This window comes from Nesterenkonia rhizosphaerae (assembly GCF_039544555.1).
GTDB classification, from domain to species: Bacteria; Actinomycetota; Actinomycetes; order Actinomycetales; family Micrococcaceae; genus Nesterenkonia; species Nesterenkonia rhizosphaerae.
On the sequence record NZ_BAABLW010000007.1, the window covers coordinates 1272680 to 1295961 of the forward strand.

Annotated in this window: 25 protein-coding genes; 17 read left to right on the plus strand and 8 right to left on the minus strand. The window is 63.5% G+C overall.

Features of this window, described 5'->3' with window-relative positions:
- Positions 1-50 precede the first annotated feature (50 nt).
- Together ABEA23_RS11690 and ABEA23_RS11695 are read right to left on the minus strand one after the other, a co-directional pair.
- Positions 51-794: a hypothetical protein gene (locus ABEA23_RS11690; protein WP_345478187.1), complete on the minus strand. Its 744-nt coding sequence runs from the start codon at positions 792-794 to the stop codon at positions 51-53.
- Between the two features lie 66 nt (positions 795-860).
- Positions 861-1433 carry a hypothetical protein gene (locus ABEA23_RS11695; RefSeq protein ID WP_345478188.1) on the minus strand — a complete coding sequence of 191 codons (573 nt, stop codon included), beginning with the start codon at positions 1431-1433 and terminating at the stop codon, positions 861-863.
- Positions 1434-1563: 130 nt separating this feature from the next.
- On the opposite strand from ABEA23_RS11695, the gene ffh reads away from it, so the two are divergent.
- From ffh to ABEA23_RS11765, 14 genes are all read left to right on the plus strand, one after another.
- Positions 1564-3150, plus strand: coding sequence for a signal recognition particle protein (ffh, locus tag ABEA23_RS11700; protein ID WP_345478189.1), 1587 nt, complete (start codon positions 1564-1566; stop codon positions 3148-3150).
- Positions 3151-3419: 269 nt separating this feature from the next.
- Positions 3420-3839 (plus strand): 30S ribosomal protein S16, encoded by a 420-nt coding sequence (gene rpsP / locus ABEA23_RS11705; protein ID WP_044492800.1) that lies wholly within the window; start codon positions 3420-3422, stop codon positions 3837-3839.
- Positions 3840-3853: 14 nt separating this feature from the next.
- Positions 3854-4096: an RNA-binding protein gene (locus tag ABEA23_RS11710; RefSeq protein ID WP_044493450.1), complete on the plus strand. Its 243-nt coding sequence runs from the start codon at positions 3854-3856 to the stop codon at positions 4094-4096.
- Between the two features lie 23 nt (positions 4097-4119).
- Entirely contained in the window at positions 4120-4686 is a 567-nt protein-coding gene (rimM, locus tag ABEA23_RS11715) for a ribosome maturation factor RimM (RefSeq protein WP_345478190.1), read from the plus strand.
- 11 nt (positions 4687-4697) lie between these two features.
- Entirely contained in the window at positions 4698-5426 is a 729-nt protein-coding gene (gene trmD / locus ABEA23_RS11720; protein ID WP_345478191.1) for a tRNA (guanosine(37)-N1)-methyltransferase TrmD, read from the plus strand.
- A gap of 193 nt (positions 5427-5619) precedes the next feature.
- Positions 5620-5997, plus strand: coding sequence for a 50S ribosomal protein L19 (gene rplS, locus ABEA23_RS11725; RefSeq protein ID WP_345478192.1), 378 nt, complete (start codon positions 5620-5622; stop codon positions 5995-5997).
- 37 nt (positions 5998-6034) lie between these two features.
- The gene (lepB, locus tag ABEA23_RS11730) at positions 6035-6802 is read left to right on the plus strand and encodes a signal peptidase I (RefSeq protein ID WP_345478193.1); all 768 of its coding nucleotides are present in this window, start codon (positions 6035-6037) and stop codon (positions 6800-6802) included.
- Positions 6792-7562: a signal peptidase I gene (gene lepB / locus ABEA23_RS11735; RefSeq protein WP_345478194.1), complete on the plus strand. Its 771-nt coding sequence runs from the start codon at positions 6792-6794 to the stop codon at positions 7560-7562. Before lepB (ABEA23_RS11730) ends, lepB (ABEA23_RS11735) begins: the two co-directional genes overlap by 11 nt.
- A gap of 11 nt (positions 7563-7573) precedes the next feature.
- Positions 7574-8260: a ribonuclease HII gene (locus tag ABEA23_RS11740; protein ID WP_345478195.1), complete on the plus strand. Its 687-nt coding sequence runs from the start codon at positions 7574-7576 to the stop codon at positions 8258-8260.
- 146 nt (positions 8261-8406) lie between these two features.
- Positions 8407-8784: a YraN family protein gene (locus ABEA23_RS11745; RefSeq protein WP_345478196.1), complete on the plus strand. Its 378-nt coding sequence runs from the start codon at positions 8407-8409 to the stop codon at positions 8782-8784.
- Complete coding sequence (locus ABEA23_RS11750) at positions 8781-10355, plus strand: YifB family Mg chelatase-like AAA ATPase (protein ID WP_345478197.1); 1575 nt, start codon at positions 8781-8783, stop codon at positions 10353-10355. The genes ABEA23_RS11745 and ABEA23_RS11750 overlap by 4 nt, the downstream gene beginning before the upstream one ends.
- A gap of 9 nt (positions 10356-10364) precedes the next feature.
- A complete protein-coding gene (locus ABEA23_RS11755) occupies positions 10365-11753 on the plus strand; it encodes a DNA-processing protein DprA (RefSeq protein WP_345478198.1) in 1389 nt (462 codons plus the stop codon).
- A gap of 36 nt (positions 11754-11789) precedes the next feature.
- Positions 11790-12791 carry a tyrosine recombinase XerC gene (locus ABEA23_RS11760; protein ID WP_345478199.1) on the plus strand — a complete coding sequence of 334 codons (1002 nt, stop codon included), beginning with the start codon at positions 11790-11792 and terminating at the stop codon, positions 12789-12791.
- A gap of 109 nt (positions 12792-12900) precedes the next feature.
- Entirely contained in the window at positions 12901-13422 is a 522-nt protein-coding gene (locus tag ABEA23_RS11765) for a DUF3145 domain-containing protein (RefSeq protein WP_345478201.1), read from the plus strand.
- 100 nt (positions 13423-13522) lie between these two features.
- On the opposite strand, the gene fabF is transcribed toward ABEA23_RS11765, so the two are convergent.
- The 6 genes from fabF to aceE all read right to left on the minus strand — a co-directional run bounded on the left by fabF (position 13523) and on the right by aceE (position 21478).
- Entirely contained in the window at positions 13523-14764 is a 1242-nt protein-coding gene (gene fabF / locus ABEA23_RS11770) for a beta-ketoacyl-ACP synthase II (RefSeq protein ID WP_345478202.1), read from the minus strand.
- A gap of 126 nt (positions 14765-14890) precedes the next feature.
- The gene (locus ABEA23_RS11775; protein WP_044492780.1) at positions 14891-15136 is read right to left on the minus strand and encodes an acyl carrier protein; all 246 of its coding nucleotides are present in this window, start codon (positions 15134-15136) and stop codon (positions 14891-14893) included.
- 45 nt (positions 15137-15181) lie between these two features.
- Positions 15182-16231 carry a beta-ketoacyl-ACP synthase III gene (locus ABEA23_RS11780; protein ID WP_345478203.1) on the minus strand — a complete coding sequence of 350 codons (1050 nt, stop codon included), beginning with the start codon at positions 16229-16231 and terminating at the stop codon, positions 15182-15184.
- Positions 16232-16286: 55 nt separating this feature from the next.
- On the minus strand, positions 16287-17222 hold the full coding sequence (locus ABEA23_RS11785; RefSeq protein WP_345478204.1) for an ACP S-malonyltransferase: 936 nt from the start codon (positions 17220-17222) through the stop codon (positions 16287-16289).
- Between the two features lie 101 nt (positions 17223-17323).
- The gene (locus tag ABEA23_RS11790; protein WP_345478205.1) at positions 17324-18499 is read right to left on the minus strand and encodes a PucR family transcriptional regulator; all 1176 of its coding nucleotides are present in this window, start codon (positions 18497-18499) and stop codon (positions 17324-17326) included.
- 252 nt (positions 18500-18751) lie between these two features.
- Entirely contained in the window at positions 18752-21478 is a 2727-nt protein-coding gene (gene aceE, locus ABEA23_RS11795; protein WP_345478206.1) for a pyruvate dehydrogenase (acetyl-transferring), homodimeric type, read from the minus strand.
- 295 nt (positions 21479-21773) lie between these two features.
- Here aceE and ABEA23_RS11800 point away from each other — a divergent pair, with 295 nt between their 5' ends.
- From ABEA23_RS11800 to ABEA23_RS11810, 3 genes are all read left to right on the plus strand, one after another.
- Positions 21774-22172 (plus strand): DUF3052 domain-containing protein, encoded by a 399-nt coding sequence (locus ABEA23_RS11800; RefSeq protein WP_044493441.1) that lies wholly within the window; start codon positions 21774-21776, stop codon positions 22170-22172.
- 2 nt (positions 22173-22174) lie between these two features.
- A complete protein-coding gene (locus ABEA23_RS11805) occupies positions 22175-22726 on the plus strand; it encodes a redoxin domain-containing protein (RefSeq protein WP_345478207.1) in 552 nt (183 codons plus the stop codon).
- A gap of 84 nt (positions 22727-22810) precedes the next feature.
- On the plus strand, positions 22811-23278 hold the full coding sequence (locus ABEA23_RS11810; protein WP_345478208.1) for an Lrp/AsnC family transcriptional regulator: 468 nt from the start codon (positions 22811-22813) through the stop codon (positions 23276-23278).
- Positions 23279-23282 lie beyond the last annotated feature (4 nt).

Sequence of the window (23282 nt, forward strand, 5' to 3'; positions counted from 1 at the left end):
CACCAGGGTGTTGAGATGCTGACCGGGCTGGTCAGTGAAGCAGCTACGTTCTAGCGGCGAAGCCTGCGTGCGACTTTGCTGAACGTTGTCTTGGCCTGCTGGGCTGCCGGGCTGACTCGTTCAGTGAACCGGTGGAGGAGGCTGGAACCGGTCTCCTGGGCTAGTACTTCGAGCAACTCATGAGCTTCCTCCGCAGAACGGGCCGTCTGCTGAGCTGACTTCTCCAGCTCATCGAGTCGTGCTGTGAGCGCAGCAATTCGGGCATCGCGCTCGGCAAGCTGAACTCGCTGGTCCGCTGTGCTCGCGCTGGTGCGAGCATTCTGGTCAGCGCTGAGAGCAGAGTGCTCCTCCACGGAGGCAGCAAGCGCATCAGTACGCTCCTGGAGCAGTGTCAGCCGCTCCGGTACATCCGCTACCGAGTGCAGTGCCTCATCAACTTCGATGCGCAACTGGGCATATTCCACCTCTCGGACCTGCTCCAGCCTCGAGTAGACCTCCTGCAGCTCGAGCACCAGATCGCGCTGATGTCTCAGCAGCGCCAGCACCACCTGGTGAGCGTTTTCGCCGAGGTCTTCGGGTGCTGCGATCTCCGCAGGCTCGTTCTCTGCTGGCTCGCTCTCCGCAAGCTCGCTGTCCGTAAGCTCAGCAGCATCGTCCTGCTGGGTTCCCGCGTGGAACGACTCGAGCTCTGCGGCGTCCTGCGTTGTGGAATCGAGCTCTGCGGCGTCGTGTGCTGCGGAAGCGGATGATGCAGTACCGGCAGTACCCTCTGGCGTCTCAGTCTGATCTCTCATGCCTGTCTCCCCTCGAGCGGCTTTTCATCAGCAGGTGGCTTCTTCGAAGAATCCTACGTGGTCCGTTCAGCGCCTAGAGCTGCCCCAGCCGTAGATCACGTCGAAGAAGCTGCGGCCGCGTGCTGAGGGCTTGGGCGCGGGAGCGGTGGGCACCGGGCCCGGAGCGTCGGCGTCGTCGCGCTGGCTCTTTTTCTCATCCGCTGCGGTTGGCCGTTCCGCCTGCGCAGTGGGGCTCGTGGCAGCAGTCCCGTGCGGTTCTGCAGGGGCCGATTCCGCAACCTCTGGCGTCGCAGCGACTGGCGCGGCGGCCTTACCAATGTGCTCTGGGACATGCAGGGTCTTTATATCGTGGGCAGAGAGCGCCTTCAGACCGGCAATCGGAAAACGCGTGAGCTCCTCCAGGAAGGCCGCACGCTGAGCGTAGGAGGCGCAGCGTGCACGGTGCGCGGCGCTGAGCATGATGCGTTCAGTCGGTGACAAGCCGTGCACAGCCCCGGCTGGGGGAGTAGTCTGCTGTGCTGCGGCACTGAGAGACAGTGCGCGGGCAGCGCGACGGTGGCCGATCTCCACTGCCTGCATAGTGGTGAGGTGCCCGACCAGGGCTGCCTGGATAACTTCCGCATCATCAACTTGGTGCACATTGTTACTCTAGAGCTTTGGGCCGCAGGCTGCGCGAGGCTGACACCGCTTCGAGGATGTCCACGCCGGTGCAGCCGCTGCGGCGCCCACGAGTTTTACGACGACAGACAGCGAAGGAACCGACGCACACGTGTTCAACTCCCTCTCCGATCGCCTGACAGCGACGTTTAAGAACCTCCGCGGCAAGGGGAAGCTGTCCGAGGCTGATATTGACGGCACCGCCCGCGAAATCCGGCGTGCCCTGCTCGATGCCGATGTGGCTGTGCCCGTGGTGCGCGAGTTCATTTCGCGGATCAAGACCCGTGCGATGGGTGCGGAGGTGTCCGGTGCGCTGAATCCCGGCCAGCAGGTAGTGAAGATCGTCAACGAGGAACTCGTGGGCATCCTCGGCGGTCAGACTCGCGAACTGCAGTTCGCCAAGCAGCCGCCCACTATCATCATGCTCGCTGGTCTGCAGGGTGCAGGTAAGACCACCCTGGCCGGCAAGCTTGCCTTCCACCTGAAGAGCAAGGGCCACGCCCCGCTGCTGGTGGCCTGTGACTTGCAGCGCCCCAATGCGGTGCGTCAGCTCCAGGTCGGCGGTGAGCGTGCCGGCGTTCCGGTGTACGCCCCGCATCCAGGTGTTTCCTCTGAGGCTGAGGCCCCCACCGGTGACCCAGTGGCGGTTGCCCGCGAGGGTGTGTCCACCGCCCGGGAGAAGCTCCATGATGTGGTGATCATTGACACCGCCGGTCGTCTCGGCGTCGACGCTGAACTCATGCAGCAGGCTGCCGATATTAAGGCTGCCGTCGGGGCGCATGAGACGCTCTTCGTCATTGACGCGATGATCGGTCAGGACGCGGTCAACACCGCCCAAGCTTTCAACGAAGGTGTGAACTTCACCGGAGTGGTGCTGACCAAACTCGACGGCGACGCCCGCGGTGGTGCGGCCCTTTCAGTGGCCTCGGTCACCGGCAAGCCGGTGATGTACGCCTCCACGGGTGAAGGACTGAAGGACTTCGAGGTCTTCCACCCTGACCGGATGGCGCGGCGGATCCTGGATATGGGCGACGTTCTCAGCCTCATCGAGCAGGCCGAGGCCAGCTGGGATAAGGCCGAGGCCGAGAAGATGGCCCAGAAGTTCGCCGATCAGGAGGACTTCACCCTCCAGGACTTCCTCTCCCAGATGCAGCAGCTGAAGAAGATGGGTTCCATGAAGAAGCTGCTGGGCATGATGCCCGGCGCTGCAGGAATGCGTCAGCAGCTGGATCAGTTCGACGACTCCTCAATCGGGCGTATCGAGGCGATCATCTACTCGATGACTCCGCATGAACGCAATGCCCCGAAGATCATCAACGGCTCACGTCGTGCCCGCATCGCCAAGGGTTCCGGAGTTCATGTCTCCGAGGTCAATATGCTCCTGGAGCGCTTCGGCCAGGCCCAGAAGATGATGAAGAAAATGGCCGGCGGGGGCGGTATGCCGGGAATGCCCGGTATGCCTCCTATGCCCGGCATGGGCGCAGGTGCCGGTAAGAAGAAGCCGGCCAAGGGCAAGGCTAAGAAGGTCAAGGGCAAGTCCGGCAATCCCGCAAAAGCTGCCCAGCAGGCCCGCGAGGCCGAGCTGCGCCGTCAGCAGGGTGCCAAGCGCATGGATGGCTCAAGCTTCGGCGCAGCCGGACAGGACTTCAACCCAGACGACCTCAGCCTGCCCAAGGGCTTCGAGAAGTACCTCAAGTAGCCGCGGAACTCTTCAGGCGTGAAGGCCGCGGCCACTGTACGCGGCCGAGAGGCGAGCGCTGCGTGTACGCGCCGCCGGAACTAACGCTGAATCGCGCCGGAGCTCGATCTCTGGCACAATATGTATGTACTTTGCTCGGCCTGTGGGCACCCTCTATTCTCACCGGCCGGTCAACGTTCTTTAGTGGTCGCACTGATCCGGCAGCAAGATCCCCACACTGCCTCAGTGCCTGGCCGCGCCAAAACTCAGATACAGGAGTAACCACACAAGTGGCAGTCAAGATTCGTCTCAAGCGGTTCGGCAAGATCCGCAGCCCGCACTACCGCGTCGTCGTTGCCGATTCCCGCACTAAGCGTGACGGTAAGGCGATCGAGGAGATCGGCAAGTACCACCCCACTGAGGAGCCCTCGTTCATCGAGATCGACTCCGAGCGTGCCCAGTACTGGCTCTCCGTGGGTGCTCAGCCCTCCGAGCAGGTCCAGCAGCTGCTGAAGATCACCGGTGACTGGCAGAAGTTCAAGGGGATCGACGGCGCCGAAGGCACCCTGAAGACCAAGGCCGCCAAGGAGGAGTTTGTCGCTCCTTCCAAGGGATCTGTCATCGTGGAGCAGTCCGCAGCCCCCAAGGCTGAGGAGCCCGCAGCAGAGGAGGCCCCGGCAGCGGAGGCTTCCGAGGAGAACGCTGAGTAATCATGTCTGAAGCAGTGATCACTGACGCGTTGGAGCACCTGGTCCGCGGCATCGTCGACTCGCCTGATGAAGTTGATGTGCGCCGCAAGAACGGACGCCGCTACGACACCCTCCAGGTTCGGGTGCATCCCGATGACCTGGGCCGGGTGATCGGCCGCGCCGGCCGCACTGCTAAGGCTCTGCGCACTGTGGTCGCCGCACTGCCCGGCGGAGACAATGTTCGTGTCGACGTCGTCGACACCGACCGTCGCCGCTGAGCGGCCTGGAGCTACACGCTTCCATGGCACACACTGAATACGACGCCGACCCGCAGCCAGCCCCCGGAACAGGGGAGCGGCTGCGGGTCGCTCGCATTGGCAAACCCCACGGCATCCGCGGTGAAGTCACCGTCCAGCTGTTCACTGATGACCCCACGCAGCGGCTGGCTCCCGGGGTCGCGCTGATCCGTGAACCCGGCAAAGAGACCGCTGACCGCGGTACCGCGAGCCTGACTGTCACCGCCCAGCGTTGGAATAAGCAGATCTGTCTGCTGCGGTTTGAAGAGATTAATGATCGCGACGCCGCTGAAGCGCTGCGCGGCTCCTTCCTCTACATTGAGGCGCCGGCTGAGCCGGATGAGGATGAAGGCTGGTACAGCCACGACCTCGAAGGTATGACCTGTATCGATGCCTCCGGTACCGCACTGGGCGAAGTCGCTGAGCTGATCACCGGCCCCGCCCAGGATCTTCTCGTAGTCACCACCGCTGACGGCGAAGAGGTCATGGTTCCCTTCGTCGAAGAGATCGTTCCGGAGATCGACGTCGAGGCGCGCACCATTCGGCTGAACCCGCCCACCGGTCTTTTCTAGAGAGCCGCAGCATGCGCATTGACGCCATCTCCATCTTTCCTGAGTTCTTCAACGTCTTAGACCTTTCCCTGATCGGCAAGGCCCAGCGCGATGGGCTCCTGCAGCTCAACCGCATCCAGCTGCGTGACTATGCCTTCGATCGCCACCACAGCGTGGATGACACTCCCACCGGCGGTGGCGCCGGAATGGTGATGAAGCCAGAGCCGTGGGCGCTGGCCCTGGAAGATGTGCTGGCCTCCGACGACGCCGCCGTTCGTCCCACATTGATCATCCCCACACCCTCGGGTGAAGTGTTCACGCAGAGAGTCGCCGAGGAACTCGCCGGACGCCAGCACCTAGTCTTTGCTCCGGGCCGCTTTGAAGGCATTGACGAGCGGATGAGCCACTGGGCGGCGGAGCATTTTGATGTCCGCCGGATGAGCATCGGTGACTATGTGCTCAACGGGGGCGAATCCGCCGTCGTCGTCATGGTTGAGGCCATTACTCGGCTGGTACCGGGGGTGATCGGCAATAGCGAGTCACTCGCCGAGGAGTCGCATTCCGGTGAGGGCCTTCTGGAATATCCCGTCTATACCAAACCGGCCCAGTGGCGTGGCGAAGCAGTGCCTGAGGTGCTGCTCTCCGGGGACCACGCGAAGATCGCTCAGTGGCGACGGGAACAGCAGCTTCAGCGGACCCGTAAGATCCGTCCCGACCTCTGGGCCAAGTACGTAGTGGCGCAGGAAATGGCGAACGAGTAAGATAAACAGCTGTGCCTGCTGGACGCCGGCTCTGCCATGGGGGAGCAGCGTCAACAGACAGGCCCCGGAGTCAACACCCGTTGGCACCGGATTCTTAAGCCTTTGAGGCTCACCACCTGCGTATCGGCAGATTCCGGAGAGCCTTAAGAACGTAAGGCGCCTGACCTATGGCAGACGTCTTCAGGAGCAAACGATGCAGAAGCTTGACTTCATCGACGCAGCATCCCTGCGCAACGACGTCCCGGACTTCGGTCCTGGCGATACCGTCAACGTGCACGTGAACATCGTCGAAGGCAAGACCACCCGTGTCCAGGTCTTCAAGGGTTACGTGCTCGGCCGCCAGGGCGGCGGTGTTGGCGAGACCTTCACCGTTCGCAAGGTGTCCTTCGGAGTGGGCGTGGAGCGTACCTTCCCGGTGCATTCCCCGGTCATCGAGAAGATCGAGGTCCTGGCACGCGGCGACGTCCGCCGCGCCAAGCTGTACTACATGCGTGACCGTCACGGCAAGGCTGCTCGCATCCGCGAGAAGCGCGAATCCGCTGTGGCGCGCTCTAAGGGCAAGACCGCGTAAGGCACCAGCCTCGCGTTCGAGTCTTTAAGCACATCACGTGAACCAGAACCCCGGCTCTGCTGACCCTTCGTCAGCGGGCCGGGGTTCTGCTCGTTCTCCAGAGAACACGCGTTCAGCCAGAAACCCTCGTTCAGCCAGCAACACTGTGCGGCGGCTTATACCCGGCAGCTGGCTCGGCTGGTCTCTGGTCATTCTGGTAGCTGCTGTGCTGATCAGCGGATTCATCCGCGTAGCAGTGGTGGATATCTACACCATTCAGCAGCAGTCCATGCGGCCGACACTTCACGACCGGGAAAAGGTCGCAGTAGACAAGCGCTATCCTGATTCGCACGGCAGCTGGAGGGGCGACGTCGTCGTCTTCAACGGTGAAGGCTCTTTCGCTCCCTACCGCGGCAGCTCTGAGATCCTGGCGCGCACGCTTGAGCAGAGTGCCCATTGGCTGGGGTTGGGCTCACCGGAAGAAGTCTTCGTCAAACGGGTGATCGGCGTCGGCGGTGACACCGTGGAATGCTGCGACGACCAGGGTCGGATCATCGTCAACGGCGAAGCCCTGGATGAGCCCTACCTGCCCTACACAGTCACTGACGCAGAGCCTGCCTCAGAGCTGGAGTTCCACGTGGAGGTGCCAGCAGGCAGGGTCTGGGTGATGGGTGATAACAGGGCGCACTCAGTAGATTCACGCGCCCTGCTGGGGGCACCCGGCGGCGGTATGATCAGCGAAGATCGCATCATCGGTCGCGCCAGCCACGTCTTGTGGCCGTGGGGCCAGAGGCGCAGTATCCAGGAGGTCCCGTATGAGCAGTGAGCAGCCCCACCAGGACAACGGCGACCTCACCGACCCCGCAGAGCCAGCGCGCCCGATGCCGGAAGAGGCAGAGACCAGGCCACGACGGCGCAAACGCAGTCCGCTGGGCGCTTTCATCATCGAGCTGATCACCATCGTTGGTCTGGCGATCCTGATCTCATTCCTGGTCAAGACTTTTCTGCTGCGCGCCTTCTACATCCCTTCAGAATCGATGCAGCCAACACTGGAAGTGGATGATCGCATCGTGGTGAACCTGCTGGCCCCAGGGATCATGGATGTCGAGAGGGGCGACGTCGTGGTCTTTGAAGACACTCGCAGCTGGTGGGGCTCTGGCGGCTCGACGGAATCCAACCCCGTGCAGGACGCGCTGATCTTCATCGGCCTGTTGCCTGATACCTCCGCACACTATGTGGTCAAGCGTGTGGTGGGCACCGAAGGCGATACCGTTGAGTGTTGCGATGAATCCGGACGCATTCTGGTCAACGGCGAACCCGTTGACGAGCCATATCTGTACCCCGGCAACGCCCCCAGCGACACCCCCTTCGAGGTCACCGTGCCCCAGGGGCATGTGTGGCTGCTGGGTGACCACCGCGAGGCCTCGGCTGATTCCCGTGCCCATGTCACTGAGCCGAATTCCGGGGCGGTGCCGGTGGAGGACATCATCGGGCGCACTGCGGCCATCGTCTGGCCCTTTGACCGGATGTCCGGCGGCGGGTCAGATCGTGACCCCTTCGAGAATGTCCCCGATCCTGTTCAGTAAGCTGATCTGTCATGCCTGCTAACGCCACTCTGCTGCCTGAATTCGCGCTGCGCCGGGAGACTGGCGCGCGCCTGATCGCAGGCATCGACGAAGTCGGCCGGGGTGCGCTGGCCGGACCGGTGAGCGTCGGCGTCGTCGTGATGGACTTAGACAGTCAACTGCTCCAGAGCGTGGCGGAGGAGACGGGAGTCTGTGAGCAGCTCGACGGCGTGCGGGACTCCAAACTGCTCAGCGCCGTGGCACGGAATCGGTGGCAGCCGCAGATCTGCGACCATGCCCAAGCCCATGCGGTGGAGCACCGCAGTGCTGAGTACATTGACCGTCACGGCATCACCGCGGCACTGCGCGACGCCGGCTTGGCCGGTCTGCGAGCGGTAGAAGCTGACCTTGGCCGGCCGCTGGACATGGTGATCCTTGATGGCACCCATGATTGGCTCACCGGCGGCAGCTCCCCGCGAGTGCGCACCATGCGCAAAGCGGACACTCTCAGCCTCACCGTGGCATGCGCAAGTGTGCTGGCCAAAGTGGAGCGGGACAAGCTGATGACCCAGCTGGCCCAGCAGCATCCGGTCTATGGGTGGGATTCCAACAAGGGCTATGGCTCAGCAAACCATCGTGATGCTATCCAGGAGGCCGGGGTGACCGCGTACCACCGGCGGTCCTGGAACTTGGGACTCCAGGCGCTGCCGGGCCTCTAGAACATAGGTCTCTCAAGCGCAGGGGAGTTTTCCCCAGCTGAGGTGCCGAGACACGCCACGCGGATACTTCCACATCGGCAAGTGATGTCGGTGTCTGGTGATCACAGATGCCCCAGGCTGGTGCTCCAAGGAAAGGAGCACCACGGATGCATCCTAAGGATCACACCGGTCTGATCGGTGAGCAGCAGGCGGCGGAGTACCTGCAGGCCCGCGGGCATGAGGTACTAGAACGACGCTGGCGCAGCCGACACGGCGAGCTGGACCTGATTACTCGGGATCAGCGTCAGCTTGTCGCAGTGGAGGTTAAAACCCGCCGAGGAATCGGCTACGGACACCCCTTTGAAGCCGTCACTGATGCGAAGCTGCGTCGGCTCTATCTGCTCTTGCGCGAATACGCTGCGGAACACGGCCTGCTGAGGGTGCCGCGGCGAGTGGATGTGGTGTCAGTGTTGCTGGAACGGCGTGACACTGCCCTACCGGAACCTGCCCCGCGGATCGAGCACCTTAAGGCCGTGGCCCTATGAGTATGGGCAGGGCACGCGGTGTGGTGCTGCTGGGGATGGAAGGCCACCTGATTGAGGTAGAAGCAGATATTGGTCAGTCGCTTCCTGCGTTTATCCTGTTGGGCTTGCCGGATGCGGCACTGCGCGAGAGTCAAGACCGGATCCGCTCGGCAGCGAAGAACGCCGGACTGGACTTACCGGCGCGACGGTTGACGGTGAATCTCTTTCCAGCTTCCTTGCCGAAATCCGGTTCAGGGCTGGATCTGGCGATACTGGTCAGCGCTTGGGCCGCTGATGGTCTGCTGCGCGGCACCCAGGACGTGCTGTTTCTTGCTGAGCTCGGCCTCGACGGGCGGTTGCGTCCGGTCTCTGGTGTCTTACCTGCGGTGGCCTCAGCGGTGAACGCAGGGGTGCACCAGGTAGTGGTTGCCCAGGAGAACGCCGGGGAAGCTGCACTAGTGCCTGGTTCAGATGTGCTGGCAGCTTCCCATGTCAGCGAAGTCGCCGCGGCCTTTGCCGCCCCTGGTGCTAGTTCGATTCCCCGTGAGGCGCTAAGCGGGTTGACCCGAATGCACGGAGGAGTCGCAGAGCAATGCGAGGCCGCGTCAGAGCCAGCAGGACCAGATCTGGCTGAAGTGCGGGGGCAGCAGGAGGCCCGCTTTGCCCTGGAACTGGCGGCCGCAGGGGGTCATCACATGCTGTTGGTAGGTGCTCCTGGTGCGGGGAAGACCATGCTGGCCGAGCGGCTTCCGAGTATTCTTCCGCCGCTGGAAGATGAGCAGGCCATGGAAGTGACGGCCATTGAGTCCATCAGTTCCGGAGCCCGCAGTGTGACGAGGCTGCGTCGTCGGGCGCCCTTTGAAGCACCTCATCACAGTGCCTCAGCTGCCGCCATTGTCGGGGGAGGGGCACGCCTTGCGCGGCCCGGGGCGGTGACTCGGGCACATCACGGTGTGCTTTTTCTTGATGAGGCCCCAGAATTTCAGCGCCCGGTGCTGGATGCGCTGCGCCAGCCACTGGAGACCGGGAAGATTGTTCTCCACCGTGCTCGCGGGGCGGTGAACTACCCGGCGCGGTTCCAGCTGTTGATGGCAGCCAACCCTTGCCCCTGCGGACTCAACGTTGGATCCGGGGCAGCCTGTACCTGTTCAGTAGCCCAGCGACGCGGGTACTACTCACGCCTGTCCGGCCCCCTGCTGGATCGAATCGATCTCCAGGTTCATGTCCAACGCCCGCGCTCAGCCGCAATGGCTCTTGAAGAGCCCGGAGAAAGCTCCGCTCAGGTGCTGGCCCGAGTCATCAGCGCACGTCAAGCTCAGCAGGCGCGACTAAGTGCCTTGGGAAAGGAAGGCAGTCCCAGCATTGAAAGAAACAGCCAAGTGCCGCTGCCGGTGCTCACCGGGGCCCTGCGGCTGCCCGCAGCTGCATTGCGCTCTCTGGACACCGCGCTGGATCGTGCCGCGATCTCGCTTCGCGGATACGTGAGAGTTCTTCGGTTGGCATGGACGGTAGCCGATGTCACAGGGGCTGCGAAACCAGGTGCGGATGAGATCGACATTGCCATGCAGCTTCGCTTGGCGGCAGCCAGATAGGGGAGAACTATGGAATGGGGCACTAAGGAGACCCGATGCTGCCGGGCCGAGCTGAGTCGGCTCATAGAACCTGGGGACCTCTTGGGTGCGGTGATGGTCCAGGAGTTGGGACCAGAACATGCACACCGGCTGGTGACGGCAGGGACAAACGCTTCTGCAACGGAGCAGCAACGAGTCGGGGAAGCCGCAGAGGCAGCAGGGCTGGGGCCACGTCAGCGCCAATTGCACACTGCCCTGCAACGCTGGCGGGTCAGACTGGGCCAGCTGCACGGAGATAAAGATCTCAGGAGTTTGGATTCTCTTGGCGGTGGACTGCTGATCCCGGAAGATTGCGCATGGCCGGAGACGCTACGCGATCTGCGTACCACCGCACCTATCGGGCTCTGGTTCCGCGCGAGCCATTCGGCACAACACGGGCCCGGGCCCTACGAGGTCGCCGCAGCGCGCATACCTGCGCGGGGGCGAAGCATCGCACTAGTAGGTTCCCGCGAAATGACTGACTACGGCGCCAGGGCTGCTGCGGAGATCTCCGAAGAGCTTGCTGCCCACCAGGTGTGTGTCGTCTCAGGCGGGGCATACGGCATTGACGCAGCAGCACACCGCGGCGCGCTGCGCCCTATTCAACGCGCACTGAGTGAGCATCCGGCAGAGTCGGAGGCCGGGACCGACACAGTGCCGGGACCAGCCGCCACTATTGCGGTGATGGCCGGAGGACTGGACTCCCTCTACCCGGCCGGGAACGAGCAACTGTTGAAGAACGTGGCCGCATACGGACTGCTCCTCTCCGAGCTGCCGCCGGGATCCTCACCGCAGCGGCACAGATTTCTGCACCGGAACCGGCTTATCGCAGCCCTCTCTGAGGCTACCGTCGTCTTAGAGGCCCGATCCCGCAGCGGAGCGCTCTCCACGGCCAACCATGCCCTCGCGCTGGACAGGCCGGTAGGGGTGCTGCCAGGCAGCATCTACTCCGCGAGCTCAGCGGGGTGTCACCAGCTGTTGCAGCACAGTCCCGCCCAGCTGATTACAGACACCGCCGACGTCCTGCAGCTCGTGGTGGGCCGAAGCGCCCCTGAACAGGACACCGCAGCCGCGGAGGTCACGGTGCCCATCGGGGAACTTGCTGCCCATGACCGGAGGGGCCAACAAAACGCCGTTCGGGAGGGCACGGGTCGGCAGGACACGGTGCGGGAGGGCGCCGCCCGGCTGGACGGGCTCAGCGAAGTGGATAAGCGGCTCTATGACGCGCTGCCGGTGCGCAAGCTGACCACAGTCAGCCGACTCGCCGCAGTAGCAGGGCTGCCCGTACCGCACGTTCTGGCAGGCCTCAGTCGTCTGCAGCGCCTCGGTCTGGCGCGCCGGGACAACGACCAGTGGGCCATCGCCCGGGAGGGGAGATAGCTAGGGGAGGGAGGCAGCCGGGGCTACACTGCCTTTATGTCCGAGGGAGCAGATACACGGCAGTCAGGATCGGGCTCGGGATCGCATCCTGCAGCCGAGGCTTCACTGACACTGGATGCCCAGAGCGCTGCCCTGCTTGATGAATTCGGCGCCTACCTCCACTACGAACGCGGACTCTCAGAACACACGTGCCGGGGCTACCGCAGCGACGTTGAACAGCTCGCCCAGCACGCCGGCGGTTTACTGTCCCTCGACCTGAGCAAGCTCCGGGAATGGTTGGCAGCCCTGCACGGAAAGGGCCTCAACCGGGCCACGCTGAACCGCAAAACGGCCTCCGCGCGAGCCTTCACCAGCTGGGCACACACCCGCGGACACCTGGCAGAGGATCCATCGGTACGCCTGCGCACCGCAAAACGCAGCGCCCACCTGCCCGAAGTGCTTCAGAAAGGCCACGTGCAGGAGCTCACCGACCAGCTGCAGAAGCAGATCAATCAGACCAAGCACTCAGCACATGAGAACCCGCAGGCATGGGCTGTAGCGCTTCGAGATGCCGCACTGGTGGAACTTCTCTATGCCACAGGTATCCGGGTCTCCGAGCTCGCCGGTCTTGATCTGACATCTGTCCAGCCCCGGTCTCGCCTGCTGAAGGTCCTGGGCAAAGGCAATAAAGAGCGCATGGTTCCCTTCGGGCGCCCGGCTGAAGCCGCACTGGAGAAATGGGTGCAGCTTGGCCGACCACTGCTCAGCACCGCGGCGTCCGGCCAAGCACTCTTTCTCGGTGTCCGCGGAAAGAGAATAGATGTACGGGTGGTCCGCAAAGCTGTTGACGATTCCCTGGAGCAACTAGGCACCACCTCTGCCCGCGGCCCCCACGCCCTGCGACACAGCGCCGCCACACACCTGCTGGATGGCGGAGCGGATCTTCGAGCGGTCCAGGAGCTGCTGGGACATTCATCCCTGGCCACCACGCAGATCTATACCCATGTCTCGGCCGAACGGCTTAAGCAAGCCTATGTGCAGGCACATCCGCGGGCTTGAGCCTGGACTGCACACCAGAGACAAGGTGGTACCCTAAAGGCGCATTCTCAATCAGCTGCACACCGGTCGTAGGGGAAGACGTACCGATGACGCACTGTGGAGGATGGATATGTCTGAATACACGCTCGTCAACGAGCACGGGGCTCGTGGTGTCCTGCACATCCACTCAGCCCCTGCAGCGCTCTGCCCGCACATCGAATGGGCGGTAGCGTCGCTTATCAATGCCCGGGTGGACTTCTCCTGGTCCCCGCAGCCTGCTGAGCCTGGAAGCTACCGCGCAGAGCTGAGCTGGACGGGCAGCCAAGGTTTGGGCGCAAAGTTGACCTCCACGCTGCGCAGCCTCTCGCATCTGCGTTTTGAAGTCACGGAAGAAGCCTCTCCGGGCTGTGATGGTTCACGCTGGTCCCACACTCCGGAGTTGGGGATCTTCCACGCGACTATCGATACCCACGGCAACATCATGGTCTCCGAGGACCGGATCCGCTACGCCTACGAGCTGGGCGCGGGAGACCCCAGCATCGTCTACCAAGAACTCTCGCTGGCTCTGGGCGAGGCCTGGGATGAAGAACTCGAGCCTTTCCGGCACGCGGCAGAAGGTGCCCCGGTCCGCTGGCTCAGCCGCGTGGGCTGAGCGAACGCCCAGCAATAAAGATGCGGCCCCAGCACTCTAGCTGGGGCCGCATCTTTATGTTCTCGGCTGATCTCACTCGGCACGTGAGATGCCAGGCGCGTTACACAGTTCGGAACGCCGCCACAGCGTTGTGGCCACCGAATCCGAAGGAACTGCACACTGCGACCTGGTCCCCGGCGGGGAGGGTGCGCGGGGTGCCGGTCACCACATCCAGCGGAATGCTGGGATCCTGGTTCTCCAAGTTGATGGTCACAGGAGCCAGGCGGTCAGCAAGTGCTTTCACGGTGAGCACAGATTCCACGGCTCCGGCGGCACCAAGCAGGTGACCGGTCTGGGACTTCGTGGCAGATACGCACACATTGTCTACATGAGCGCCGAAAGCTGCCTTCATTGCGGTGTACTCCGGCTCATCGCCCTTAGGCGTGGAGGTCGCGTGGGCGTTCACATGGGTAACGTCTTCAGCAGATGCCTGGGAAGCGTCGAGGGCCTTACGCAGTGCCCGGGTTGCGCCAAGTCCCTCAGGATCGGGCGCGGTGATGTGGTGAGCGTCGGAGGTGACTCCGCCGCCTGCCAGCTCTGCATAGATATGTGCGCCACGTGCTTTGGCGTGCTCTTCGGTTTCGATGACCAGCGCTCCTGCACCCTCGCCCATGACAAAACCGTCTCGGTCAATGTCGTAGGGCCGCGAAGCCGCGGCAGGGTCATCATTGCGGCGTGACAGGGCCTGCATATTGGCAAAAGCGGCAAGTGGCAGCGGATGGATAGCAGCCTCGGCGCCGCCGGCCAGGACCACATCCGCCTCACCGGAGCGCAGCAGATCGATAGCCAGCGCCAGGGCCTCCACACCAGAGGCGCAGGCAGAGACAGCTGTCCGGGCACCTGCGCGGGCGCCCAGGTCCAGGCTGATGGCACCAGCAGCACCATTAGGCATCAGCATCGGAACCGTCATCGGAAGAACCCGGCGGGGGCCCTTCTCGCGAAGGGTGTCCCAAGAGTCCAACAGAGTCCAGACACCGCCGATACCAGTGGCGAAGCTGACCGCGAAGCGGTCTGCATCAACGTCCTGCTGATCCAGACCGGAGTCCTTCCACGCCTCACGGGCTGCGACCATACCGAGCTGAGTGGAGCGGTCCATGCGCTTGGTCTCCGGACGGGTCAGAACCTCAGCCGGCTCGACGGCGACCTCAGCGGCAAAGGTGACCGGCAGCTGGTACTGCTCGACCCAGTCGTGCTCAAGCGTCTTGGGGCCGGCGGTCCCTGCCAGGGCATTGGCCCAGGTTGTGGGCACATCCCCGCCGATAGGGGTGGTGGCACCGAGACCGGTGATGACAAGGCGTGACATGGTGTCCTTCTCCTGCACAGTAGGGGTACAGCTCGAAGCTGGCGCCCGCGCCGCGTGGGGTGAGCCACGCGGCGCACTGGCAGCCTGCGTCTTCAAGGCTTGACAGGGCGTGAGCCCTGGCGGTTTTTAGCCCTGGGCGTTAGCGATGTATTCGACGGCGTCGCCGACGGTGGCCAGGTTCTTGACCTCCTCATCGGGGATCTTCACATCGAACTTCTCTTCGGCGTTGACCACGATGGTCATCATCGAGATGGAGTCGATGTCCAGGTCCTCGGTGAAGGACTTCTCCAGCTGGACCTCTTCGGTCTCCAGGCCGGTCTCTTCGTTGACGATCTCGGCCAGGCCAGCGAGGATCTCGTTCTTATCAGCCACTGTGGGCTCCTTTCGGTGGGTTGGGTGATTCGGTGGTGGGAAAGCTTAGGGGATACGGATGACCTGGGCGCCGAACACCAGGCCAGCTCCGAAACCGATCTGCAGGGCGAGCCCTCCGGAGATTTCCGGGTTTTCAGCGCGCAGGCGGTGCAGCGCCAGCGGAATCGAGGCGGCGGACGTGTTTCCTGCATCGGCAATGTCGCGGCCGATCAATACGCTCTCAGGCAGTTTCAGCTGCTTGGCGAGCTCATCGATAATGCGGATATTCGCCTGGTGGGGGACAAATGCGGTGAGGTCTTCAGCGGTGATGCCGGCGGTATCCAGTGCCTGCTGTGCGACCTTGGCCATCTCCCAGACTGCCCAGCGGAAAACGGTCTGGCCATCCTGGCGCAGAGTGGGCCACAGGCGTTCCTCAGCATCGAGCAGCCGGGACGCGTCACCGCTGCGCTGGGCCTCGGTGAGCGCATCACGTAGGCGCAACAGGGAGTTATCCATGGAGACTGTGCCCCACTTCTCCCCATTGGAGCCAAGCACGGAAGGCGAGATGCCAGGAGTCTCGGAGGGGCCAATCACGGCAGCTCCGGCACCATCGCCCAGCAAGAAGGAGATGGTGCGTTCGTGGTTGTCGATGAAGTCGCTGAGCTTCTCCACACCCACCACCAGTACGTACTCGGCCAGTCCTGAACGCACCAGGGCATCTGCCTGGCCGATGCCATAGCAGTAGCCGGCGCAGGCGGCGGAAATGTCAAAGGCCGGTGCGGTGATGCCCAGCCGACCAGCCACGTCAGCCGCTGCAGAGGGAGTGGAGTAAGGATGCGTGACCGTAGAGACCACCACAGCGCCCAGCTGGGAAGCCTCAATGCCGGCGTCGGCAAGAGCTTCCTGCGCGGCGTCGAGTGCCATATCCACCACGGAGACCTCCGCACGGGCCCGGTGCCGGGTCACAATCCCGGTGCGCTGCCTGATCCACTCGTCGGAGGAATCGATCCACTGGCAGATCTGCTCATTGTCGATCACCACATCCGGGCGATGGACGCCGAGTCCCAGAACGGCTGTACCTGAGATGGGGGTGGGCTGCTTCAGTGCTGCGGTCACGTGTCTGTCTGTGCCTTTCAAGAAGGGGCTCCGGATTGCTGTGCGGGCTCCGGACTCAGCCGGTGTGCTCGGCGATGAACTCGCCGGCGGCCTCGAGATCCTCGGGGCTCTTGACTGCGAAACTGGCCACCCCGCGGAGTCCACGCTTGGCCAGTCCCACCAGCGTACCGCCCGGCAGCAGCTCCAGGACACCGGTCACCCCGGCTTCACGCATGGATTCCATGCATGCGTCCCATCGCACTGGACGGGTGACCTGATCCACCAGCTGAGTCAGCACCTGGGAGCCTTCGACGACGGCGGCGCCGTCGCGGTTGGAGAACAGGGTTACCTGCGCATCCTGCGGTGTCATCTGCGCGGCAGCAGCGGAGAGAGTTTCACCCGCGCTGGCCATATACGAAGTATGGAATGCGCCCGCCACCTTCAGCGGGATGACCCGGGCTCGTGCCGGGGGGTTCTGCACCAGCTGCTCAATGGCACCGGTAGCGCCGGCGGCAACTATCTGGCCACCGCCGTTGATGTTGGCGGGGGAGAGGCCCGCCGTCTCAATGGCCTCCAGAACCTGATCCTCCACTCCGCCCAGCACGGCGGCCATACCGGTGGGCTCCGCGGCGGCAGCATCGGCCATCGCGGCGGCGCGAACGGAAATCAGTTGCAGCGCCTGCTCCTCGGTGAGGGCGCCAGCCAGTGCTGCGGCGGGAATCTCACCCACCGAGTGGCCGGAAAGAAGCACCTTGTCACCAAAACCTGCCAAGCGCTCGGCAGTGAGGCCAAGACGATGGGCGGCCAACAGCGAGGCCGCCACGATGAGCGGCTGGGCCACGGCGGTGTCCCGGATGGTCTCCTCATCAGAGATGGTGCCGTGGGTCAGCAGGTCAGTCTGGGAGTACTCGGAGTACTGCTGTACAAGAGCCTTGCTCTGCGGGTCTTCCAGCCACGGGGAAAGCAGGCCGGGGGTCTGAGAGCCCTGTCCTGGGCATACGATCGCTAGCACACCTCCACCTTTCCATCTTCGACCTCATAGTGCAGGGATATCCGTGGACCAAGCTCACCGGGTGCCCTTGTAGAGAACCTACAACTCAGCGAGGTTTGAGCTCAGAGTTTGCCCAGCGCCAGGGCGGTCTGCAGCACATAGGCATCGCGCGGAGTCATCGGGTCCCAGCCGGTGACTTCAGTCACGCGCTTGAGCCGGTAGCGCACGGTGTTGGTGTGCACGAAGAGTTCCCGAGCGGTGGCTTCCAGGGAATGCCCGGTGCTGACATAGGCCTCGACGGTCTCAAGCAGCCCATGGCCGGCTTCGTCCAGAAGCCTGTAGATACCGGAGACCAGCACTTCCTTGGCCTGTGGGTCACCTGCCAGGACACGTTCTGGCAGGAGATCCTCTGCTGCCACCGGCCGCGGCGCTTGGCTCCACGCCGGGGCCGCTGTGAAACCGGAGAAGGCTGCAGCGGCGGCACGCGAGGCGTAGGCGATGGGCCCGTCATGCTCGCTGTAGACCACCTGGCCTTCGCCAAAGGCTGGCAAGATCCGCTCCAACCCGTCCTGGAGACCGGTGGCCCCGCCCAAGAGGAGGATCAGTCGGTCGCCTTGAACACCCACCACAGCGTCGGCTGAGAACCGGATGCATTGCCGCCGCAGATGTGACATGAAGACCGCGTCTGCCTGTTCTGGGGCTGAACCCACTATGACGACGACGCCGGTGGGACTCTGCCATCCCACGGCAGCTGCCCGGGAGGCAATCTGTTCCGTGGGCTCGGCGCGCAGGACAGCATCCACCAGCAGTGCTTCCAGGCGAGAGTCCCAGGCGCCTCGTGACTCGGCTGCACGGGCGTAGACATCTGCGATAGCGAAGGCGACCTCGCGCGAGTAGCGCAGCACCGCCTCCAGCATCAGCTGGCGGTCTGCGTCGGGCATCAGTCCCGGCAGGCGTTGCTCGACAGCTTCGACAATGGTGCGGATCAACTGCAGCGCACGCTGCAGGGAGATGGTCCGCATGAGGTCAGTGGGCGCGGGGCCCAAGAGCTCATTGACCAGTGGGAGCGAGCGCGAACGGGGGTCCTGGAGCCAGTTGACCAGCCCTTGGATACCGCGCTGGGCGATCAGCCGCAGTGAAGCGCGTTCCTCTGTGCTCAGCTGCCGGTACCAGCTCAGCTTCTCCTCCAGATGGCGACCGACCAGTGTGGTCAGCGGCCCGGAGTTGCTGCGAAGAACCTCCAGCGCCTCAGCTGACACTGCCACAGCGTCAGGAAGCCGACCGCTATCAACACTCATGGGCTTCACTCTATGAGGTTTTGGAGAGTTCCTACAATGCCGACGACGGCGGCCCCCGGATGTGGGGACCACCGTCGTTGATACTCAGCTATGCCGCGGGACTCTTTAGGTGTGAAGGCGGGCAACACTTTGCCCGCCGAGTGGAGCCGTGACGTCAGGGACCCGTGCGTCCGCTCTGCGGGTGTGCGGGCCACGTCATTGCCGTGGCGGGGTTTCCCCGCCCGCGGGACTAGCTCATCAGCCTCAGATCGCTCAGGCGTCGCCACCTGCGGTGCCTGAGGTTCCAGCGTTGGCATTGAGCAGGTCGTACTTCTTGATCGCCTCGGCGGCCTTGTCCTTCTTGCCCAGCATCTGCAGGGCGCGAACCACCATGGAGTGGGCATCGATCTTGAAGTGACGCCGAGCTGCTGCGCGGGTATCGGAGAAGCCGAAGCTGTCTGCGCCCAGGGTGGCGAACTCATTGGGCACAAACTGGCGGATCTGATCCGGCACCGAGGTGGTGTAGTCGGTGGAGGCGATGATCGGGCCTTCGGCTCCCTCAAGCTGCTTGGTCACAAACGGGACCTCAGGCTCGCGCTCAGGATCCAGCATGGCGGACTGCTCCACATGCAGGGCCTGACGGCGCAGCTCGTTCCAGCTGGTCACCGACCACACATCGGCGGAGACACCCCAGTCTTCAGCGAGAATCTCCTGCGCTTCCAACGCCCAGGGTACGGAGACGCCGGAGGCCAGCAGCTGAACCTTCTCGCCCTCAGCCTCAGAGGCCTTGAGCTTGTAGATGCCGCGCTTGATGCCCTCGACGTCCACGTTCTCCGGCTCGGGCAGCTGGAACACCGGCTCGTTGTAGACGGTCAGGTAGTACATGACGTTGTGGTCGCCGTCGTGATCTCCGTACATCTCGAACAGGCCGTTCTCGATGATGTGGGCGATCTCGTAGCCGAAGGCCGGGTCGAAGTGCTTCACCGCCGGGTTGGTGCCCGCCAGGATGGGGGAGTGCCCGTCAGCATGCTGCAGGCCTTCACCGGTCAGCGTGGTGCGTCCGGCTGTTGCGCCGATGATGAACCCGCGGGCCATCTGGTCAGCTGCAGCCCAGAAGGAATCGCCGGTGCGCTGGAAGCCGAACATCGAGTAGAAGACGTAGAACGGGATCATCGGCTCACCGTGGGTGGAGTAGCTGGTGCCCGCGGCGGTGAAGGCGGAGGTCGCACCGGCCTCATTGATCCCCGGATGCAGCAGCTGACCCTGCGGTGACTCCTTATATGCCAGCATCAGCTCACGGTCCACCGAGAGGTAGTTCTGGCCCTTGGGGTTGTAGATCTTCGCAGTGGGGAAGAAGGAGTCCATACCGAAGGTGCGGGACTCATCGGGGACGATCGGCACAATGCGCTTGCCGAACTCCTTATCCCGCATCAGGTCCTTGAGCAGACGCACGAACGCCATAGTGGTGGCGGCCTTCTGCTTACCTGAGCCCTTCTTGGCCACCGCGTAGGTCTTCTCGCCGGGCAGCTGCAGCTTAGTGCCGTCAGTGCGGCGCAGTGGCAGCGATCCGCCGAGCTCCTGACGGCGCTTGCGCATGTACTTGATCTCTTCAGCGTCCTCACCGGGGTGGTAGTAGGGGACGTTGTACGGATCGGCTTCGATCTGCTCATCGGTGATCGGGATGCGCAGTGTGTCGCGGAAGCGCTTGAGGTCCTCCACTGTCAGCTTCTTCATCTGGTGGGTCGCATTGCGTCCCTCGAAGCTGGGACCCAGGCCGTAGCCCTTAATGGTCTGGGCGAGGATGACCGTGGGCTTGTCCTTGGTCTCCACTGCCGACTTATAGGCGGCATAGACCTTCTGGTAGTCGTGGCCGCCGCGCTTGAGGCCCCAGATCTCGTCGTCGGACATCTCCGCGACCATCTCTTTGGTCTTCTCGGAGCGGCCGAAGAAGTGCTCGCGCACGAAAGCGCCGGACTCGGCCTTATAGGTCTGGTAGTCGCCGTCGAGGGTCTCGTTCATGATGCGCACGAGCTCGCCGTCGTCGTCCTTCTCCAGCAAGTCGTCCCATTCGCGGCCCCAGAGGACCTTGATGACGTTCCAGCCGGCGCCGCGGAAGAAGGCCTCCAGCTCCTGGACGATCTTGCCGTTGCCGCGCACCGGGCCGTCCAGGCGCTGCAGGTTGCAGTTGATTACGAAGTTCAGGTTGTCCAACTTCTCGTTGGCAGCCAGCTGCAGCAGACCACGCGATTCCGGCTCATCCATCTCGCCATCGCCGAGGAAGGCCCAGACATTCTGGTCAGAGGTGTCCTTGATGCCGCGGTTGTGCAGATAGCGGTTGAACTGGGCCTGATAGATGGCGTTCATCGGGCCCAGGCCCATGGAGACCGTGGGGAACTGCCAGAAATCAGGCATCAGCCGCGGATGCGGGTAGGAGCTCAGACCATAGGGAGCCTTGGAGACTTCCTGGCGGAAGCCGTCGAGGTGCTCCTCGGTCAGCCGGCCCTCGAGGTAGGCGCGGGCATAGTTGCCGGGGGAGGAGTGCCCCTGGAAGAAGACCTGATCTCCACCGCCCGGGTGGTCCTGACCGCGGAAGAAGTGGTTGAAGCCCACCTCGTAGAGGGTTGCCACACCCGCGTAGGAGGAGATGTGGCCGCCCACAGAGATGCTCTCCTTCTGAGCACGGTGGACCATCACCGCGGCGTTCCAGCGCAGGATGCGGCGGTAGCGGCGCTCCATCTCTTCATCCCCGGGGAACTCCGGTTCCTGGTCCACCGGGATGGTGTTGACGTAGTCAGTGGTGGTGACCATAGGTACGCCGATGGACTTGGCGCCGGCGCGCTGGAGCAGACTGCGGATGATGTATTCGGCACGCTCAGTGCCGTGGGCCTCGACGAGCTGGTCGAAGGATTCCAGCCATTCCTGTGTCTCTTCGGGGTCACGGTCCGGCAGCTGATTAGTCAGCACACTGCGGATGTGGGAGTTCTCTTCGCCAGCGCTCACGGTGGGCACCTTTCTGAAGGTTCTAATCGTGCAGGTCCCGGGTGTTGCCGGGCCTTTCGCGGTCAAGACAGCCCTCTTATGGGGTGGTAGAGGCCTGCGTTTCGCCCCAACTCTACCGGGTTCAAACGCTTCGGGAGGGTGTGGCACTTCCCGCTGACGTGCAAATCCACGTAACGTTGGCTCTGTGGCAGAGTCACAGACGAAAGGAAGGGAACCGGCGGTGAGCCAAACAACAGCCGGCCGAGAAGCCAGCGGCACGGCGACGGCGCAGAAGTACGACGGCGCCAAGAATGTAGTGAACTTCTCCAACCTGCTCAGTGAGCTCGGGCTGAAACCCGATGCCTTGGTGCAGGAGATCGGAGTGGACGACGACGTCGACGACGATCTGCGTGATGCCCTGGAAGACCAGCTCGATGAACCGCTCATTGATGAGGACGAGCAAGAGGTAGTCGACGCGGTGCTGCTGTGGTTCCGCGCCGGGGATGACGATCTCACCGACGCACTGGTGGACGCGCTGACCACCCTGGACGACGGCGGAGTGGTGTGGCTGCTGACCCCGCGTTCGGGGCGTGATGGTTACGTGCCTCCGGTGGAGATCCAGGATGCTGCGCCCAATGCGGGACTGCACGTGACCAGCTCGGCGGGAGTCAGCCCGCATTGGGCTGCGACCCGTCTGGTTCCCCGGAAGTCCTAAGCGTGGCGGTTCCCGGGCTGCCTCAGCCGGTACCGCCGCGACCGTTGGGGTTGCGCCCGGCGCACGGGGCACCTGCGCCCGACTTCACCGCGCGCACCCACCACGGGGAGCACCTGCAGCTTTCTGCGCTGGCTGCAGGACCGGTGCTGGTGATGTTCTATCCCTTCGCCTTCAGTCGAGTCTGCGGTTCCGAGCTGCATGAAATGGTCAGCCGCTGGTCTGAGCTGGAACCCACTGGAGTACGTGTCCTGGCCATCTCCTGCGATGCGGTGCACACTCTGCGCGCCTATGCGGAGCATCTGCAGTTAGGCAGCCTCCCTGCAGCTGCGAGCTCAGGCGGGCCCGGCAGGGCAGAGCTGAGCCTGCTCAGTGACTTCTGGCCCCACGGTCAGATCGCGCAGAACTACGGTGTATTCAACCCGGTGACGGGGGCGCCGTCGCGGGTGAGCTACCTGTTGGATGACCAGCTGGTGGTGCGTGAGGTGATCGAAGCTGACGACGGCGACGCCAGAGATTTTGACCAGATCCTGCACCGGTTGCGCCGTTTGGAGTGAAGACCCCCTCCCGTGCGGTCCATCATGTGGAAGATCTTCGCGCCGGAGTGGGCCGGTGACGGCAGCCGATGAAAGAATCTGAACGTGGACAGTGTGGACCGTGCAATCATCGAGGTACTGCGGACTGAGGGGCGTATTTCTAATGCTGCGCTGGCTCAGCGCGTTGGCCTGACCCCTGGACCGTGCCTGCGTCGGGTCCAGAGACTTGAAGCCGACGGCGTCATTCTCGGCTATGCCGCTCAGATCAATCCGGCGATCCTGGGGCAGTCCTTTGAAGTCGGTGTTTCCATCGAGCTGAAGCAGGGGGACCAGGAGACCGTGGAGCGCTTCGAGTCCACTATGGCCGGTTTCGAGGAAGTCCTGGAGCTGCTGCGCCTTTTCGGCACCCCGGACTACTACGCTCGCGTGGCGGTGGCTGATCTCAACGCCTATGAGCGCTTCCTGACCAAGAAGCTGCTGACTATCCCCGGAGTCAGCGAGACTAACTCTGCCTTCCCGATGAAGATCATCAAATCTGCACGTCCGCACCCGCAGACCAGCAGCGATGACTGAGCGC